This is a genomic window from Leptolyngbya cf. ectocarpi LEGE 11479, assembly GCF_015207065.1.
Classification (GTDB): Bacteria; Cyanobacteriota; Cyanobacteriia; order Phormidesmidales; family Phormidesmidaceae; genus Leptothoe; species Leptothoe ectocarpi.
In genome coordinates this window covers 1-1,259 of the sequence record NZ_JADEXP010000637.1, presented here as the reverse complement: position 1 = coordinate 1,259, position 1,259 = coordinate 1, and the positions used below count along the sequence as shown (strand labels likewise).

Annotated in this window: 1 protein-coding gene; it reads right to left on the bottom strand. The window is 57.2% G+C overall.

The window, feature by feature from the left end:
* Positions 1–47: 47 nt before the first annotated feature.
* On the bottom strand, positions 48–1,259 hold a 1,212-nt coding region (locus IQ260_RS30660; protein WP_193996813.1), incomplete at its 5' end, for a glycosyltransferase family protein.

Here is a 1,259-nt window from a genome sequence, read left to right as displayed (position 1 = left end):
GTTGTCGGTAGGGTGGGGGTTAGGAACGGAACTCCACATTCGTTACGTTAGTGGGCTCTATCCTTTATTGGGTAGTTTAGCGTTTCTAAAATTAAACGAGCGAAACGCTCTGCTGCACCCGAGGGGCCTCGCAGGTTGCGCAGGGTTTGCCGCATGGTTTCTAGCTGGTCTGGATGGTCCAGATAGTTAGAGATGCGATCGCACACCTCTGTAGCTGTGATCCGTCCTAGCAGCTCTGGCACCACCTCCTTTTTGGCCCAGATATTGGGCCAGGCAAACCGTTTCTGACGGCGCTGGATGTATTGAATGGCTACGGTATTAATGATTTTAGTCAGGGCCGTACCCACCAGCGGCAGCTGACACAGTAGGCCCCACAGACCATCCCAGGTACGCATGACATCGAGCTGCTGGGTGGGGAGCAAAACCACCATGGGCACCGCTAGAGAGCCTAGCTGGGCGGTGTTAGCACCGACGGTGGTGACGCAGAGGGTGCAGCGTTTCAGCAGGCTATGGGCGGGGAAGTCGGTCCACAGTGTGATGGTGGGGCCATCTTTGATTTGGAAGTAGGGCAGCCCGTCATCGGGGGTGACTAGCTGCGCGTCTGGGCCATCCATGACCGCGACGGTGGCGTTGTGGTCGGGGTCGGCATAGGTGGCCAGGATCGCCGGGGTAACGGTGGGGGCGACGGGAATGACAAACTGCAGATGGGGGTGTTGGCTGTGGAGGTGGTGTGCGATCGCAAGCGACAGGGGTACCCCAGGTCGTAGCTTATCCGGTTTTGAGCCCGGCATCAGACCAATCACTGGCGTCTCCGGTGCAAAAGGAAGCTCTGCACCAGCTGCAGACTCCACATCCGCCATCAGATCGCCCACCACCGTGAGCTTGGACTGATACTTAGCTGGAATCTTTGCAGTAGTATCCCCCTGCATCATGCCAAAACGATCCACCCAGTTAAGCCAGCGCGGTTCCCATTCAGCGTAGACAGCCGTGCGGTAGCCCAGACGTTTTGCTGCCCACACCGCATAGAGCTGGTCGCCACCGAGAAAGACCACTACTCCCTGACAGTGCCAGTCCCAATCATCAGCCGTTTTGCCGGTAAACAGAAATCTAAAGAAGTCTGCGGGTCCCTGGACCCGATCCACTTCCGGATAGGATTTTAGAGACTCTGTTTCTCCCCCAGACGCATGGGGACAAGGAGAGAGCATGACCGAAATACGCATCTGTCCATGATCCGGTGCCTCTGTTCTCAACTGCTGCAC